Source organism: Mesorhizobium sp. 131-3-5 (genome assembly GCF_016756575.1).
Lineage (GTDB): Bacteria > Pseudomonadota > Alphaproteobacteria > Rhizobiales > Rhizobiaceae > Mesorhizobium > Mesorhizobium jarvisii.
Map to the genome: position 1 here is coordinate 993,227 of NZ_AP023254.1, position 14,396 is coordinate 1,007,622.

Annotated in this window: 18 protein-coding genes; 8 read left to right on the top strand and 10 right to left on the bottom strand. The window is 64.4% G+C overall.

Translation table 11 applies throughout. The features are described 5' to 3' along the window. Positions 1-48: 48 nt before the first annotated feature. On the top strand, positions 49-690 hold the full coding sequence (locus tag JG747_RS04755) for a LysE family translocator (RefSeq protein WP_202361274.1): 642 nt from the start codon (positions 49-51) through the stop codon (positions 688-690). On the opposite strand, the gene JG747_RS04760 is transcribed toward JG747_RS04755, so the two are convergent. Genes JG747_RS04760 through rlmN form a run of 3 tightly spaced genes read right to left on the bottom strand, consistent with a single transcriptional unit; the run spans position 662 to position 2,819 of the window. Further along, on the bottom strand, positions 662-1,144 hold the full coding sequence (locus JG747_RS04760; RefSeq protein WP_202361275.1) for a hypothetical protein: 483 nt from the start codon (positions 1,142-1,144) through the stop codon (positions 662-664). The genes JG747_RS04755 and JG747_RS04760 overlap by 29 nt on opposite strands. Then, entirely contained in the window at positions 1,141-1,590 is a 450-nt protein-coding gene (locus JG747_RS04765) for a hypothetical protein (protein ID WP_019862082.1), read from the bottom strand. The genes JG747_RS04760 and JG747_RS04765 overlap by 4 nt, the downstream gene beginning before the upstream one ends. Continuing rightward, complete coding sequence (gene rlmN, locus JG747_RS04770; RefSeq protein WP_019862081.1) at positions 1,587-2,819, bottom strand: 23S rRNA (adenine(2503)-C(2))-methyltransferase RlmN; 1,233 nt, start codon at positions 2,817-2,819, stop codon at positions 1,587-1,589. The genes JG747_RS04765 and rlmN overlap by 4 nt, the downstream gene beginning before the upstream one ends. A gap of 271 nt (positions 2,820-3,090) precedes the next feature. Between rlmN and JG747_RS04775 the strand changes: the two genes are divergently transcribed. Then, positions 3,091-3,390 carry a hypothetical protein gene (locus JG747_RS04775; protein WP_019862080.1) on the top strand — a complete coding sequence of 100 codons (300 nt, stop codon included), beginning with the start codon at positions 3,091-3,093 and terminating at the stop codon, positions 3,388-3,390. 189 nt (positions 3,391-3,579) lie between these two features. Further along, positions 3,580-4,935: a chloride channel protein gene (locus tag JG747_RS04780; RefSeq protein WP_019862079.1), complete on the top strand. Its 1,356-nt coding sequence runs from the start codon at positions 3,580-3,582 to the stop codon at positions 4,933-4,935. A gap of 10 nt (positions 4,936-4,945) precedes the next feature. Here JG747_RS04780 and JG747_RS04785 read toward each other — a convergent pair whose 3' ends face one another. The 4 genes from JG747_RS04785 to JG747_RS04800 form a co-directional block, all read right to left on the bottom strand. Continuing rightward, positions 4,946-5,191 (bottom strand): DUF3658 domain-containing protein, encoded by a 246-nt coding sequence (locus JG747_RS04785; RefSeq protein WP_202361276.1) that lies wholly within the window; start codon positions 5,189-5,191, stop codon positions 4,946-4,948. Between the two features lie 16 nt (positions 5,192-5,207). After that, complete coding sequence (locus tag JG747_RS04790) at positions 5,208-5,711, bottom strand: invasion associated locus B family protein (protein WP_010912373.1); 504 nt, start codon at positions 5,709-5,711, stop codon at positions 5,208-5,210. A gap of 273 nt (positions 5,712-5,984) precedes the next feature. Further along, the gene (locus JG747_RS04795) at positions 5,985-6,347 is read right to left on the bottom strand and encodes a YkvA family protein (RefSeq protein WP_038650638.1); all 363 of its coding nucleotides are present in this window, start codon (positions 6,345-6,347) and stop codon (positions 5,985-5,987) included. Positions 6,348-6,474: 127 nt separating this feature from the next. Continuing rightward, positions 6,475-6,771: a 4a-hydroxytetrahydrobiopterin dehydratase gene (locus JG747_RS04800; RefSeq protein WP_027047546.1), complete on the bottom strand. Its 297-nt coding sequence runs from the start codon at positions 6,769-6,771 to the stop codon at positions 6,475-6,477. A gap of 104 nt (positions 6,772-6,875) precedes the next feature. On the opposite strand from JG747_RS04800, the gene JG747_RS04805 reads away from it, so the two are divergent. Continuing rightward, positions 6,876-7,388, top strand: a complete 513-nt coding sequence (locus tag JG747_RS04805; RefSeq protein WP_084791711.1) for a low molecular weight protein-tyrosine-phosphatase — start codon at positions 6,876-6,878, stop codon at positions 7,386-7,388. Here JG747_RS04805 and thpR read toward each other — a convergent pair. Then, positions 7,292-7,888, bottom strand: a complete 597-nt coding sequence (thpR, locus tag JG747_RS04810) for an RNA 2',3'-cyclic phosphodiesterase (protein WP_019862074.1) — start codon at positions 7,886-7,888, stop codon at positions 7,292-7,294. The two genes, JG747_RS04805 and thpR, sit on opposite strands and share 97 nt — an antisense overlap. 128 nt (positions 7,889-8,016) lie before the next feature. After that, complete coding sequence (locus tag JG747_RS04815; RefSeq protein WP_202361277.1) at positions 8,017-8,661, bottom strand: arylesterase; 645 nt, start codon at positions 8,659-8,661, stop codon at positions 8,017-8,019. 88 nt (positions 8,662-8,749) lie between these two features. Between JG747_RS04815 and JG747_RS04820 the strand changes: the two genes are divergently transcribed. The 4 genes from JG747_RS04820 (at position 8,750) to JG747_RS04835 (ending at position 13,815) form a co-directional block, all read left to right on the top strand. Next, on the top strand, positions 8,750-9,445 hold the full coding sequence (locus JG747_RS04820) for an ABC transporter ATP-binding protein (RefSeq protein WP_019862072.1): 696 nt from the start codon (positions 8,750-8,752) through the stop codon (positions 9,443-9,445). Next, complete coding sequence (locus JG747_RS04825) at positions 9,445-11,994, top strand: ABC transporter permease (protein ID WP_202361278.1); 2,550 nt, start codon at positions 9,445-9,447, stop codon at positions 11,992-11,994. The genes JG747_RS04820 and JG747_RS04825 overlap by 1 nt, the downstream gene beginning before the upstream one ends. A gap of 228 nt (positions 11,995-12,222) precedes the next feature. Then, on the top strand, positions 12,223-12,996 hold the full coding sequence (locus JG747_RS04830) for a Bax inhibitor-1/YccA family protein (RefSeq protein ID WP_038650627.1): 774 nt from the start codon (positions 12,223-12,225) through the stop codon (positions 12,994-12,996). Between the two features lie 243 nt (positions 12,997-13,239). Beyond that, positions 13,240-13,815 carry a GNAT family N-acetyltransferase gene (locus JG747_RS04835; RefSeq protein ID WP_038650624.1) on the top strand — a complete coding sequence of 192 codons (576 nt, stop codon included), beginning with the start codon at positions 13,240-13,242 and terminating at the stop codon, positions 13,813-13,815. Positions 13,816-13,933: 118 nt separating this feature from the next. Here JG747_RS04835 and JG747_RS04840 read toward each other — a convergent pair whose 3' ends face one another. After that, positions 13,934-14,320 carry a DUF2794 domain-containing protein gene (locus JG747_RS04840; RefSeq protein WP_019862068.1) on the bottom strand — a complete coding sequence of 129 codons (387 nt, stop codon included), beginning with the start codon at positions 14,318-14,320 and terminating at the stop codon, positions 13,934-13,936. Positions 14,321-14,396: the final 76 nt, after the last annotated feature.

The window sequence follows — 14,396 nt, forward strand, 5'->3', positions numbered from 1 at the left end:
CCGGCGTAACGCATCCTGTATAGGCCTACACGTTCCCTGGGGCCTGCCATGTCCTTCATTCCCGACACCGCCACACTGATCCAGTTCGCCATCGCCACCGTGATCCTGGCGATCACGCCCGGGCCTGACATGACCCTGTTCGTCTCGCGCACGCTGAGCCAGGGGCGCGCCACCGGCTTTGCCTCGATGGCCGGCGCGCTGTGCGGCACGCTGATCCACACCACGCTGGTGGTGGTGGGCGTCTCGGCGCTGATCGTCGCCTCGCCGATGTCTTTCTTCGTGCTGAAGATCTTTGGCGCCGGCTATCTCGTCTTCCTGGCCTGGCAGGCCATCGCCAAGGGCTCGGCCTTTTCGCCGGAGAAGAAGACGGGCCCGCAAATCTCGCTGTTGCGCAGCTGGGCGGCCGGGCTCGGCGTCAATTTGCTCAACCCGAAGATCATCCTGTTCTTCATGACCTTCCTGCCGCAGTTCGTCTCCGCGCATGATCCGAACGCGCCGGGCAAGCTGTTCTTCCTGGGCTCGATGTTCATCGTGCTGTCGATCCCGGTGACAGCGCCGATGGTGCTGGCGGCGGAGAAATTTTCCGCGGCGATGAAGGCCAGCCCGCGCGTCACGCGGGTGGTCGATTATCTTTTCGCCGGTGTGTTCTCGGCCTTCGCGCTCAAGATCCTGACGGCCCAGGCGAAGTAGAGACGTTGTCGTCCTTCCACCAGCTTCCGGCCCAGCGCCCGGCGCTCAGCCAGTAGAAGATGCCGCCGACCATGCCGCCGCCGATCACCGCCATGATGGCGCTGGTGTCGGTGATCGCGAAGGTGGACTCTTGGGCGTGGTCGACCAGGCCGAGGAAGACGGCCGCCACCACCGCACCCGCCAGCGCATAGTACAGCCAGTCGCGCCGGCCGAGGATTTCGGCAAGCAGGATGACGATCACCGCCGGCAGGAAGGCGAAATAGGCGACGAACAGAGCGACGAAGGGGATCGAGAAATACAGCGAAGCCGTCGCCGTCGGGTGCGTGTGGTCAGGGGTGTAGCCGAGCGAGGCCAGGAACAGAACGTTGAGGAAGGCGCTCGCCGCCAGCGAGGCGACGGCATAGCCGAACAGGATCATGGCAAAGCGAACGAGATAGGCGACGAGACGGGTCATCCGGGATCTCGCGGCATCAGACGGCCGGACCTGCGCCCGGCCAGGAGCCAGTAGACCGAACCGGCGACGGTGCCGGCCGTGGCCAGGAAGCCGAGAAAGCCCGGATTGAAGACAAAGCCTCCGGCCGAGCCCGGGACAAGAACGCCAAAGGCGATGGAGGTGATCGCGCCCGTGACCGCGAAATAGAACCATCCCCGCAGCGACAGCCATTCGGCAACCAGGATCGCGGGGCCAACGATCAGCAGAGCGCAGACCGCCACGGTCAGCACGGCGAGCGGGAAGGACCCGAGCCAGTCGAAGGTGAAAACCAGCGACCAGTTGCCATATTCGATGCCTTCCAGCAGCGTGATCAGCAGCACCGGCACCAGGATCGAGGTCAGCACACCGGCGATGTAACCGACGGCTATGATGGCGATGCGTTTGAGCCCGGCGACGAGACGGCTCACGCCTCCCCATGCCCCGCGATCATCATGGCTTCCAGCGCCAGCCGGTCCACTTTTCGCATGCGCTCGGATTCCGATTTCAGCTGGCCGCAGGCGGCGAGGATGTCGCGGCCGCGCGGCGTGCGGATCGGCGAGGCATAGCCGGCATTGTTGATGTAGTCGGCGAATTTCTCGATCGTCTCCCAGTCCGAGCACTGGTAGTTGGTGCCCGGCCACGGGTTGAACGGGATCAGGTTGATCTTGGCCGGAATGCCCTTGAGCAGCTTGATCAGGCCCTTGGCGTCCTCGATGGAATCGTTGACGTCCTTCAGCATCACATATTCGAAGGTGATGCGCTTGGCGTTCGACAGGCCGGGATAGGCGCGGCAGGCGGCGATCAGTTCCTTCAGCGGATATTTCTTGTTGATCGGCACCAAGAGGTCGCGCAGATCGTCATTGGTGGCATGCAGCGAGATCGCCAGCATGACGCCGATCTCCTCGCCGGTGCGGAAAATCTCGGGCACGACGCCGGAGGTCGACAGCGTGATGCGGCGCTTCGACAGGGAAAGCCCGTCGCCGTCGGAAGCGATCAGCAGCGCCTTCTTCACCGCCTCGAAATTGTAGAGCGGCTCGCCCATGCCCATCATGACGATGTTAGACACCTTGCGGCCCTCGGCCGGCACGATGGCGCCGTCCGGCGTGTCGCGGTCGGGGAAGTCGCCGAGCCGGTCGCGCGCGGTGAGCAACTGGGCGAGAATCTCTTCCGCCGTCAAATTGCGCACCAGCTTCTGCGTGCCGGTGTGGCAGAAGGAGCAGGTCAGCGTGCAGCCGACCTGCGAGGAGATGCAGAGCGTGCCACGGCCTTCCTCGGGAATATAGACGGTCTCGATCTCGACCGGGCGGCCGGCGCCGCGCGGCGGAAAACGGAACAGCCATTTGCGGGTGCCGTCGGAAGAAATCTGCTCCTCGACGATTTCGGGACGCGCGACGGTGAAATGCTTGTCGAGCTCGGCGCGCAGGTCCTTGGAGATGTTGAACATGCCGGCGAAGTCGGAAACGCCGCGCACATACATCCAGTGCCAGAGCTGCTGGGCGCGCATCTTGGCCTGGCGCTCCGGCACGATGCCGGACGCGACCAGCGCCTCGCCAAGCTCGGCGCGCGTCAGGCCGATCAGCGACGGCTTCTCGGGCGCGGCGCGGGCGCGCAACGCGTCACGGGCACCTTCAGTGGTGAGGTCGAAGGAAAGGGTCATGGTCGCACTGATATAAGCGGTTTGCGGCCGATTTCATCCATCGTGCCGGGAACTGAAGCGCGGCGCATAGCACAGGTTGCGGGCAGAGTCATGCGGAGCGAACGCAACCATACGCACTTCGGCTGACAGCCCGCTCCGACTATCTGACAGCTTTGCCCTATCTTCCCGCTGCAAAGGAGAGATCACATGGTCGTGTTCGCGTAACGATTCCCATCGCGCCTTCGAAGTCTGAATGGGGCAACCATGCCTCTACAAAATGGGAGTATGCAGAATGAACTCTATCAAGTTCGCCGTCATTGCCGGCCTCGTCGGCCTTTCCGCCTCGCAGGCATTTGCTGAAGACGCAATGGGCACGATGACCATGATGAAGGGCGGAGAAGTGATGGCGATCATGCCGGATGGGCACATGGGCACCATGATGCCGGATGCAAAGATGGGTGCCGAGATGATGAAGATGGCAAAGCCGATCAAGCACTGCATGATGATGATGACCGACGCCAAGGGCAAAGCCTTCATGATCGATACGTCGACCAAGAAGGCTCAGGCCGAATGTGAAAAAATGGCCATGTAAGACTGGACCTGTCACGATCGAGACTCGCCGACGCACACGCCGGCGGGTCATTTTGATACGAGTCCCAACTTCGCCGGACTTCGTTTCCCGCTCCCCGTCATTTAGCTCGCGTGTGACGGCGGCCTGACCTCGCAGGCTTGATCGACCTCATGCCTGTGCTAGGGCTGGGCATTCACCGCGAGGACAGACATGGCCGGAACATCGCGAAAACATCCCATGCTGCGGCGCTCGCGGGCGATGTGGGGCTCGCGGCGTGTGTGGCAGCCGCGGCTGGTGTTCTGGGCCGGCGCGGTCTCGATCGGCGTCATCAGCGTGCTGTTCGCGGTGTTGGCCGACAAGGCGCAGGCGCTGTTCCATATGATGATCGGCGATGGTGGCGGCCGGCGCTTCTATCTGCCGCTTGCGATCACGCCGCTCGGCTTTGTCCTGTGCGCCTGGCTCGCCCACGCCTTCTTCCCGGGTTCGCAAGGCAGCGGCATTCCACAGGCGATCGCCGCGCGCCATTTGCGTGAAGACGACGATCGCAACCACCTTCTGTCGCTGCGGCTGGCGGCGGGCAAGATCGCGCTCACCGTCGTCGGCCTGTTCTGCGGTGCTTCCATCGGCCGCGAGGGCCCGACCGTGCAGGTCGGCGCGTCGCTGATGCTGCAGGCGGCGCGCTGGGGCGGCATGGCGCAGGCGCGCGGCCTGATCCTGGCCGGCTCGGCCGCGGGCATTGCCGCCGCCTTCAACACGCCGCTGGCCGGCATCGTCTTCGCCATCGAGGAGATGGGCCGCACCTATGAGGCGCGCACCAACGGGCTGGTGCTGACGGCGGTGATCCTGGCCGGCCTCGCCTCGCTCGGCCTGCTCGGCAATTACACCTATTTCGGCGTCTCGAAGGAGACGATCGCGTTTGCCGCCGACTGGCCGCTGGTGCTTGGTTGCGGCATCATCGGCGGCGGCTTCGGCGCGCTGTTCTCGCTGCTGGCGCTGAAGATCACGCGGCGGATCCGCCGCTGGCACACGCAGCAGCCTTTGCGGCGCGCCTTGCTGGTGGCGGCTGTCTGCGGGCTCGGCGTGGCGGTGATCGGCATCGCCTCGGGCGGGCTGACCTTCGGCACCGGCTACGCGCAGGCGCGCGGCGCTGTCGAAGGCGCGCCGCTGCCATGGTTCTTCTTTGCCGAGAAATTCCTGGCCGGGCTGCTGTCGATGGTCTCGGGCATTCCCGGCGGCATCTTCGCGCCGTCGCTGGCGGTCGGCGCCGGCATCGGCAGTTCGCTTGGGCTGCTGTTCGGCGCCAGCGCGGGGGCTGCCGCGCTGCTCGGCATGGCCGGCTATTTCGCCGGCGTTGTGCAGGCGCCGATGACGGCCTTCGTCATCATCCTGGAGATGACCGGCAATCACGACAATGTCATCGCGCTGATGCTGGCCTCGATGTTGGGCTACGGCACGGCGCGCATGATCTCGCACGAGCCGCTCTATCATGCGCTGTCGCGCGTCTTCATCGCCGAGGCGATCCGGCGGCGGCGGGCGGAGACCGTGCCGGAACCAGGTCAGGGCTGAACGAGAACGCCTATGGCGGGCCCTCAGGTGCCTGCGGGAGGCGAACCTCACTGTTGCGCCACAGGGAAAGATCGCCCTGATTTTCGATGTCGCCCTGGGAGGCAAGAACGGCTATTCGCTCGGCGATTTCTTCCCAGGTCGCTTCCACGCCGGCTTTGCGAAGTGCTTCTTCTGACTTCGCTATGATCATGGCGGTCTTCTGCCACCGCTCCACGACCATTTGCATAATCGTGGCGTCGATATCGCGATTTGTCATCGGGGTTGGCAGCAGCCTATTTGCACTTGGCGATCGACGACAGCGCCGCCGAAATGCCCTTCAGCGAGAAGACATAGGAGGTGGGGTTGCCGCGGCCGGACTTCGCCGTCACCTTCATGTCGGTGCCGGTCTTCATGGCGGCGATCAGCACCGGCTCCTCGGCGGCGTTCTCGACCCAGGCCGACTTGCCGCGCGTGAACATCGAGAAGGACTTCTTGTCGATGGTGACGGTGGCCTTGGAGCCTTCCTGGAAATTGTAGCCGGCGATGAATTGCGGCTCGTAGGACACCTGCTGGCCGGGACGCTGGCTGACGAAGAAGAACATGTCGCCATGGTCTAGCGTCGGCGGCTGCTTGTCGGTCGGCACGGTGAGCACGTAGCAGACCTTGCCGCCCGATGCCTGGTAGCTGTAGGTGCCCCAGGCATTGTGCTGGCCGATCTTGGTCGCCTGCTGCGCCAGAACGGGCGCTGCCGAGGCCACCAGGACCAGACTCGAAACTAGTGCTATCAATCCGCGCATCGTCTTTCCCGTATTCCAAATGGTGCGGGGGCGGGCCGCATGGCGTCCTGCCGTCGCTTCATTTTGATTTAATCTGGGTTACCAAACGGTGAATTTCCCTCAAGAAAAGGACGCTCACCCCAGGAAACCGCCGCCATTCCCGCGCCGCCGCCTTGTCAGCGGCCGGCGCGACGTCCCTTCGGCGACTTGGAGGCCACGAAAGCGGCAAGAGTTTGACTTTTCAGCAGGCCTCCAAACGCCTCTGTCCACAGGGCGCGCGCCACGTGAAGGTGCTCAGCTCCTGTCGGCGATGGCGTCCTTGGCGGCCTGGCGATGTGCCGGCGTGATGTGGGCGCTGACGGCGGTGATCGCGGCGGTCAGCACGGCGATGTCGTCGGTGAAACCGAGGCCGACGACGAAGTCGGGGATGAGGTCCACCGGCAGGACGAAGTAACCGAGCGCGGCCACCAATATGCCCTTGGCGCGCAGCGGCGTGTTCTTGTCCATGGCGCAGTAATAGGCGGCAACGACCTCTTCCATGAACGGGATCTGCCGCGCGGCCTTCTTGGCCGTGCGCCAGAATTTCTCGCGCACTTCGCCCTCGCCGCCCAGCCTGTCGCCAAAGCCGAAGAAATCAAAACCGGATTCTCGCGCCATCAATCACTCCTTGCGGGCTCATGCGCGTCCTGGCGCATGCCTCGCGGGGGAAAATGTGGTGAAAGCCGGACCCGGCTGCAAGATGCCGGCGCCGATTTGGGCTCGCCGCTCACGGCCAAGCGTGCATTCAGCCGCCGAAATAGTGGTTCATCTTCTTGGCCAGCGCGATGTCGAGTGCCGTGACGCCGCCGGCGTCATGGGTGTTCAGCGTCACGTCGACGGTCTTGTAGACATTCGACCAGTCGGGGTGATGGTCCATCTTCTCGGCAGCCAGCGCGACGCGGGTCATGAAGGCGAAGGCTTCGGAAAAATTCCTGAAAACGAAGCTGCGCTTGATCGAGCCGCCGTCCGGGGCCAGCGACCAGTCGCCGAGTTCGGCAAGGGCAGCGGTGATAGCGTCCTTGCTGAGTTTTTCTCTCGTCATGATGTTTTCCCGTGCTATTTCGAATTTGACCCTCACCATAATGCAAGTTGCCCCGGAGTGCTTCGCGGTTTTGGGGTTCCAAATGCACAAACGGCGCATATCGAATGAGCTTAAAGCCGATAAATTCCATTCTGTTCGTCTGCCTCGGCAACATCTGCCGTTCGCCACTGGCCGAGGGCGTCTTTCGCGCCGTCTGGGCCGAGCGTGGCCGGGGCCGCGACATGCTGCTCGATTCGGCCGCCACCAGCGGCTGGGAGGTCGGCTCGGCCCCCGATCCACGCTCGATCGCGGTCGCGATGCGTCACGGCATCGACATTTCCGGACAGAGGGCACGCAAGGTCCGGCGTGAGGATTTCTCCCGTTTCGACCTGATCCTCGGCATGGACCGCTCGAATGTCGCCGATCTCAAGGCGCTGGCGCCCGCGCGGGACCGGGTGCACCTGTTTTTGGAGTTCGCGCACGGACAGGCGCGTGACGTGCCCGATCCCTATTATGACGGGCCGGAGGCCTTTACCGAAGTCTACCGCATGATCCGCGAAGCGTCGGAGGCGCTGGCGACGCGGCTGGCGGCGCGGGCATCGTTGCCGGACAGCGGCCAGGCTTCCTCGACGATATAGGGGCCGCCGCCGACCGAATCGCGCGACGACATCAGGACGAAGCGGCCGATGCGGAAGGGTAGCGTCGAGAAATTGCCGCGTGCCGACAGGTATTGCGCGACATCCAGCGGGCTCGAATTGCGCAGCCGCGCCAGTGTGACGTGCGGCATGAACTTGCGCGGATCGGCGGGGATGCCGAGCCGCTGGCAGATGCGCTCGATCTCGCCCTGAAGCGCGGCCAGATCGGGCGAGGCGGACGCCCCGGCCCATACCGCATGCGGCTTTTTCTGGCCGAAAGCGCCGACACCGGACAGGGTCAGCGAGAAGGAGGGGCGGTGGACGCGGTCCAGCGCGTTGGCGATCTCGTCGGCGACATGGCCTTCGACATCGCCGATGAAGCGCAGCGTCAAATGGTAGTTTTCGACATCGATCCAGCGGGCCCCGGGCAGGCCGCCCCGGAGCAGGGACAGCGACAGGGCAGCATCACGCGGAATTTCGAGGGCGGTGAAAAGACGCGGCATGAAGAGCCTCCCTTCCTCGAATCGAACTGTCACCCATAGCGAATCATCGATAGTCGAACGGAGCAAGAGGTTTATTGGTCACAGTCTTTGCTAAAAATTTCCCTAACGGAAAGCGGTTCCGGCCGGCCTCACGCGCCTCCGGGCACCGCGGCAATGGCTTTCTCGACCGTCGGGAGGATGCGCTCGACCATCAGGTCGACCCCCTTGGCGCTCGGATGCAGGCCATCCTCGAGCTGCATGCCGGGCTGCCCGGCGACGCCGTCGAGGAAGAACGGGTAGAGCGGGACATCGTATTTTTTCGCCAGCTCCGGAAAGATGGCGTCGAAGGCGGTCTGATAGTCGGCGCCGAGATTGGGCGCGGCGCGCATGCCAGCCAGAAGCACGGCGATCTTGCGCTGCTTGAGCTTGGCCAGCATCTCGTCGAGGTTCTTCTTGGGAATATCGGGCAAAACGCCGCGCAGCATGTCGTTGGCGCCGAGTTCGAGGATGACCAGCTGGGTTCCGTCCGGCACCGACCAGTCGAGCCGCGCCAGGCCACCGCTGGTGGTGTCGCCGGAAACACCGGCATTGGCGACGGCCACGTCACGGCCCTTGGCGCGCAGGGCGGCCTGGAGCTTGTCGGTAAAACCCTCGCCGGGCCCGAGACCGTAACCCGCCATCAGGCTGTCACCGAAGCCGACGATCTTGAAGGGCTCCGCCCGCGCCGACGAAATGGCGCCGCAAAGAGCGAGGAAAAGGATCAAGCCTGCGGCTATCTGGCGTTTGAAAGACATAAGGCAGGCCCCATATGACCAAAGGATTCTTCCGGGCGACGGCTTCCGGCAAACAGAGCCTTCACGCTCCATATAGGACACTTTCATTTTGACAGAAGCCGTCATCGCGCTGAAAGACGTATCCCTGACGCTCGGCGAGGGCGCTTCGTCGGTCCATGTGCTCAAGGGCGTCAGCCTCGAGGTGGCGCGCGGCGAGGCGACCGGCATCGTCGGCCCTTCGGGGTCCGGCAAGTCGACACTGCTGATGGTGCTGGCAGGCCTGGAAAGGGTCGATTCGGGTACGGTACGAATCGCCGGCGAGCTGCTCAACGGCAAAAGCGAGGACCAGATTGCTTCGTTTCGTGGCCGAAACATTGGCATCGTCTTCCAGTCCTTCCACCTCATCCCCAATATGACGGCGCTCGAGAATGTCGCGGTGCCGCTGGAACTGGCCGGCCATGCCGATCCGTTTTCGGTGGCGGCGCGCGAACTGGCGGCGGTGGGCCTGAGCGACCGCGTCACCCATTATCCCGGCGAACTCTCCGGCGGCGAGCAGCAGCGCGTGGCGATCGCCCGCGCCCTGGCGCCGTCGCCTCGCATCCTCATCGCCGACGAGCCGACCGGCAATCTCGACCAGGCGACGGGGCGGCAGGTCGCCGACCTTTTGTTCGCCAAGGCGGCCGAGCGCGGCATGACGCTGGTGCTGGTCACCCACGATCCGGCGCTTGCGGCGCGCTGCTCGCGCCAGGTTTCGATGCGTTCGGGCCGGATTGAAACACCGGCGCCCCTGAAGGTCACAGCTTGATGCCGCTGGCACAGACGCTGAAGCTCGCGGTCCGCTTCTCGGTGCGCGAAATGCGCGGCGGCCTGTCCGGCTTCCTGATCTTCCTTGCCTGCATCGCGCTCGGCGTCGCGGCGATCGGCGGCGTCAATTCGGTTGCGCGCTCGATCAGCGCCGGCGTCGCCGATCAGGGCCAGACGCTGCTCGGCGGCGACCTTCGCTTCCAGATCAACCAACGCGACGCCAGCCAGGCCGAGCGCGGCTTCCTCGACGGGCTTGGCACCGTTTCGCGCACCGCCAGCATGCGCTCGATGGCGCGGCTGGCCGACGGCTCGGACCAGGCGTTGGTCGAGGCCAAGGCGGTCGACGACGCCTATCCGCTCTATGGCGCGCTGGAAACGGAACCGAAGCTGTCGAAGCAGGAGCTGTTCGGCGAAGAATTCGGCGTCTTTGGCGCGGCCGCCCCTGATCTGCTGTTCGAACGGCTGCACCTCAAGCCCGGCGACCGGCTGAAGCTCGGCACCGCCACCTTCGAACTGCGCGCCAGACTGATCACCGAGCCGGATGCCGTGTCCGACGGTTTCGGCTTCGCGCCGAGGCTGATGATCTCGATGGAAGGCCTGGCCGCCACCGGGCTGGTGCAGCCGGGCAGCCTGGTCGAAAACGCCTACAAGATCCGGCTGCCCGCCAACGCCGGCGCGGCGCGGCTCAAGGCCATTCAGGATAAGGCGGCGAAAGACTTTCCCGAGGCCGGCTGGTCGATCCGCACGCGCGACAATGCGGCGCCGGCGCTGTCGTCCAACATCGAACGCTTCTCGCAATTCCTGACGCTGGTCGGGCTGACGGCGCTGGTGGTCGGCGGCGTCGGCGTCGCCAATGCGGTGCGTGCCTATCTCGACGGCAAGCGCGGCGTCATCGCCACCTTCAAGAGCCTCGGCGCTTCCGGCGGCTTCGTCTTTGCCGTCTATCTCGTGCAGATCCTGATCATCGCCGCCCTTGGCATCGTGCTCGGTCTCGTGCTCGGCGCGCTGATGCCGTTCGTGGCAAGTGCCGCCCTCCAATCGGTCATTCCGGTACCGGCGGAGGGTGGCTTCTATCCTGGCGCGCTCGCCATGGCGGCGCTGTTCGGCCTGCTGGTGACGCTGGCCTTCGCGCTGCTGCCGCTTGGCCGCGCCCGCGACGTGCCGGCGACGGCACTGTTTCGCGAGATGGGGCTCGAAGGCCGCGGCCAGCCTCGCCCCGTCTATGTCGCTTCGGCGCTCGGCATCGCGCTGCTGCTGGCGGCGCTGGCGATCCTGTTCTCCGGCGATCAGCGCATCGCCTCGATCTTCGTCGGCGCCACCATCTTCGCCTTCCTGGTGCTGCGCCTGGTCGGCGCACTGGTGCAATGGGCGGCGAGAAAAAGCCCGCGCGTGCGCTTCGTGGCGCTCAGGCTCGCCCTCGGCAACATCCACCGGCCGGGCGCCCTGACGCCATCGGTGGTGTTGTCGCTGGGGCTCGGGCTGACGCTTCTGGTGACGCTGGCGCTGATCGACGGCAATCTGCGGCAGCAGATCTCCGGCAGCCTGCCGGAGCGGGCGCCGAACTTCTTCTTCGTCGACATCCAGGGCAGCGATGTCGATGCATTCTCCGCGCTGATCGGCAAGGAGGCGCCAAAGGGGACGCTGGCGAAGGTGCCGATGCTGCGCGGCCGGGTGATGGCGCTCAACGGCGTCGATGTCGACAAGGTCAAGGTGCCGGCCGAAGGCGCTTGGGTGCTGAAAGGCGATCGCGGCCTGACCTACGACGCCAGGCGACCGGAAAACGCGACGCTGACCGAGGGCAAATGGTGGCCGGACAATTACGCCGGCGAGCCGCTGGTTTCCTTCTCGGCTGTGGAAGGCAAGGAGATCGGACTGAAGCTCGGCGACACCGTCACCGTCAATGTGCTCGGCCGCAATGTGACGGCGAGGATCGCCAATTTCCGCCAGGTCCAATGGGAAACGATGGGCATCAACTTCGTCATGGTGTTCTCGCCCAACACATTCGCTGGCGCCCCGCATGGCTGGATGGCGACACTGACCGAAAGGAGTGCCACCACGGCCGACGACGCGCGCGTCCTCAACGCCGTCACCCGCGCCTTTCCCGCGGTGACGACGGTGCGGGTCAAGGACGCGCTCGATGTCGTCAACCGGTTGGTCGGGCAGCTCGGCACGGCGATCCGCGCGGCGGCCGGCGTGGCGCTGATCGCTTCGGTGCTGGTGCTGGCGGGCGCGCTCGCCGCCGGCAACCGTGCGCGCATCCATGACGCGGTGGTGCTGAAGACGCTCGGCGCCACAAGGAGAACGCTGATCACGGCGTTTTCCCTCGAATACATGCTGATCGGATTGGCCACGGCCATCTTCGCGCTGGCGGCCGGCGGCATCGCGGCCTGGTATATTGTCGCCCGCATCATGACCCTGCCGTCGCATTTCATGCCGGAGGTGGCGGTGGCGACCATCGTCTTTGCGCTGGTGATCACCGTCGGAATCGGCCTCGCCGGCACCTGGCGGGTGCTCGGCCACAAGGCAGCACCAGTACTGCGCGAGCTGTAATTTCGCGGCCGGAGCGACCATCCCGGATTAAATCTTGGTAAGGATGCCGGTCGGAAAGCCCGGGAATCGGCCTTTCGGCCTCTCACGAACCGTTACATCCGGTTACGGTCTTGTTCTTGACGCGAATAACCATCATATTTCGCCATAGGCATGCTGGAGCCCTGCCAGCGGCGCCTGGGTCCGTAAGAGGCCCGACACCGGACGGGGCAGAAGCAATAGAGGATTCCAATGGCTGATCCCATTCGCAACTATCAGACGTCGGCGGTGCCCGGCGTCCGCGCCGACATCGATCAGGGTCTGCGCGCCTATATGATCAAGGTTTACAATCTGATGGGGCTTGGCCTCCTCATCACCGGTCTTGCCGCGGTAGGCACGATCATGCTGGCCACCACCACCGATCCGGCCTCGGCTGTCGCAACGCTGCCGAGCGGCGAGATGCTGACGTCCTTCGGCTATGCGATCTTCGGGTCGCCGCTGCGCTGGGTGGTGATGCTGGCGCCGCTGGCCGCCGTGTTCTTCCTGTCGTTCAGGATTCAGTCGATGAGCGTCGCTGCCGCGCAGACGACGTTCTGGGTCTATGCCGGCCTCGTCGGCCTGTCGCTGTCGTCGATCTTCCTGGTCTACACCACGGCCAGCATCTCGCAGACCTTCTTCGCCACCGCCGCCGCCTTCGGCGCGCTGTCGCTCTACGGCTACACGACCAAGCGCGACCTGACGGCGATGGGCTCGTTCCTGATCATGGGCGTGTTCGGCATCATCATCGCGATGGTGATCAATATCTTCCTGCAGTCGTCGGCGCTGTCCTTCGCCGTTTCGGCGATTGGCGTGCTGGTCTTCGCCGGCCTCACCGCTTACGACACGCAGAAGATCAAGGAGATGTATTTCGAGGGCGATGCTTCCGATATCGCCGGCCGCAAGGCCATCATGGGCGCGCTGAGGCTCTATCTCGACTTCATCAACCTGTTCATGTTCCTGCTGCAGTTCATGGGCGACCGCCGCTAGAGCAGCTCGCCGTTTCAAGGAAACGGCGAACCGCTCGAAATTTTTGTTTGGCGCAATTCCGGAGGGAAAGCGCTACACGCTTTTCCCGGGAAAACCGTTTCACACTTTTCCTGGGGTTGCTCTAAGGCTTCGCATCAGGTCTGACTGGACCATCGAGTTTGGAAAGGGCGGCCCAACGGCCGCCCTTTTCTTTTGCGCCGGCGTTTGCTGTTATCAGAGGCAGACAGAAGGCTTGCATAAAGAATGAGCAATATCGTGATTCGAGCGGCCAGCGCCGCCGACCTCGACACCATCACTGAAATCTACGCCGACGCGGTGACTCACGGCACGGCGAGCTACGAGCTGGAGCCGCCCAGCCGCGCCGAGATGGGCACGCGATTCGCCACGCTCACCGCCGGCGGCTTTCCTTATCTGGTGGCGGAGAAGGACGGCGCCGTGCTCGGCTATGCCTATGCCGGCGCCTTCCGGCCGCGCCCGGCCTATCGCTTCATCGTCGAGGATTCGGTCTATGTCGCGCCTGACGCCAAGGGGCAGGGCATTGGTCTCAAGCTGATGCGGAGCCTGATCGCGGCGGCCGAGGCGGCGGGTTTTCGCCAGATAATCGCGGTGATCGGCGACGGCCATGCCGACAGCGCCTCGGTCAGGCTGCACGAAAAGCTCGGCTTTCGCCATTCAGGCCGCCTCGAAGGCTCCGGCTACAAGCACGGGCGCTGGCTGGACACGGTGTTCATGCAGCTGTCGTTGAATGGCGGCGCTTCGCTGCCGCCCGATCCGGCCTCGCTGCCGGAGCGGAGGTTTCGGGGGACAAAGAAGAACTGAAGAATTGGGAGAATTGAAGAACAAAGAAGATGGCGCTTACGTCAGGTAAGTGCCTTTTCCTCAATTCCTCAATTCCTCAATTCCTCAATTCCTCAATTCCTCAATTCCTATTCCCGGCTCACGCCTCGACCACTCTCAGCTTGCTGTCGAAGACGCCAAGCACGCGGCCGAGCTCCTGGCCGCGTTTGAGGATGCGGCCGCCGGCGGCGATGACGGCGAAGGCGCCCTGCTTGCGGGCCAGCTTCGGATCCTTGACGATCTGGAACAGCGGCACTTCGCTGGCGCGGCGGAAGACGGAAAACACCGCCCTGTCGGTGAGATGATCGATGGCGTAGTCGCGCCATTCATTGGCGGCGACCATGCGTCCGTACAGCCTGAGGATCTGGTCCAGTTCACGCCGGTCGAAGCGTACCGGCTGGTCGAGGCGTGCGCTGCGCACCTCGTGCAGCGGGATCAATATTGCGGATGCGTCACCATCCCCCGTCCCGCCGCTGTCGTCAGTCATGCCTCGATCCTTCAAATTGAATCTTTGCCAACCAAAATTGGCCCCTTCGCGCGGCAATTGCAAGAGCCGGCGAAGC

Bases quoted from the DNA above. Each gene is read 5' to 3' on its own strand.
- JG747_RS04795 (WP_038650638.1), bottom strand. From the start codon at position 6,347: ATGGCGCGAGAATCCGGTTTTGATTTCTTCGGCTTTGGCGACAGGCTG.
- JG747_RS04785 (WP_202361276.1), bottom strand. From the start codon at position 5,191: ATGACAAATCGCGATATCGACGCCACGATTATGCAAATGGTCGTGGAG.
- JG747_RS04780 (WP_019862079.1), top strand. From the start codon at position 3,580: ATGGCCGGAACATCGCGAAAACATCCCATGCTGCGGCGCTCGCGGGCG.
- JG747_RS04775 (WP_019862080.1), top strand. From the start codon at position 3,091: ATGAACTCTATCAAGTTCGCCGTCATTGCCGGCCTCGTCGGCCTTTCC.
- JG747_RS04825 (WP_202361278.1), top strand. From the start codon at position 9,445: ATGCCGCTGGCACAGACGCTGAAGCTCGCGGTCCGCTTCTCGGTGCGC.
- JG747_RS04815 (WP_202361277.1), bottom strand. From the start codon at position 8,661: ATGTCTTTCAAACGCCAGATAGCCGCAGGCTTGATCCTTTTCCTCGCT.
- thpR (WP_019862074.1), bottom strand. From the start codon at position 7,888: ATGCCGCGTCTTTTCACCGCCCTCGAAATTCCGCGTGATGCTGCCCTG.
- rlmN (WP_019862081.1), bottom strand. From the start codon at position 2,819: ATGACCCTTTCCTTCGACCTCACCACTGAAGGTGCCCGTGACGCGTTG.
- JG747_RS04790 (WP_010912373.1), bottom strand. From the start codon at position 5,711: ATGCGCGGATTGATAGCACTAGTTTCGAGTCTGGTCCTGGTGGCCTCG.
- JG747_RS04800 (WP_027047546.1), bottom strand. From the start codon at position 6,771: ATGACGAGAGAAAAACTCAGCAAGGACGCTATCACCGCTGCCCTTGCC.
- JG747_RS04840 (WP_019862068.1), bottom strand. From the start codon at position 14,320: ATGACTGACGACAGCGGCGGGACGGGGGATGGTGACGCATCCGCAATA.
- JG747_RS04755 (WP_202361274.1), top strand. From the start codon at position 49: ATGTCCTTCATTCCCGACACCGCCACACTGATCCAGTTCGCCATCGCC.
- JG747_RS04805 (WP_084791711.1), top strand. From the start codon at position 6,876: ATGAGCTTAAAGCCGATAAATTCCATTCTGTTCGTCTGCCTCGGCAAC.
- JG747_RS04830 (WP_038650627.1), top strand. From the start codon at position 12,223: ATGGCTGATCCCATTCGCAACTATCAGACGTCGGCGGTGCCCGGCGTC.
- JG747_RS04760 (WP_202361275.1), bottom strand. From the start codon at position 1,144: ATGACCCGTCTCGTCGCCTATCTCGTTCGCTTTGCCATGATCCTGTTC.
- JG747_RS04835 (WP_038650624.1), top strand. From the start codon at position 13,240: ATGAGCAATATCGTGATTCGAGCGGCCAGCGCCGCCGACCTCGACACC.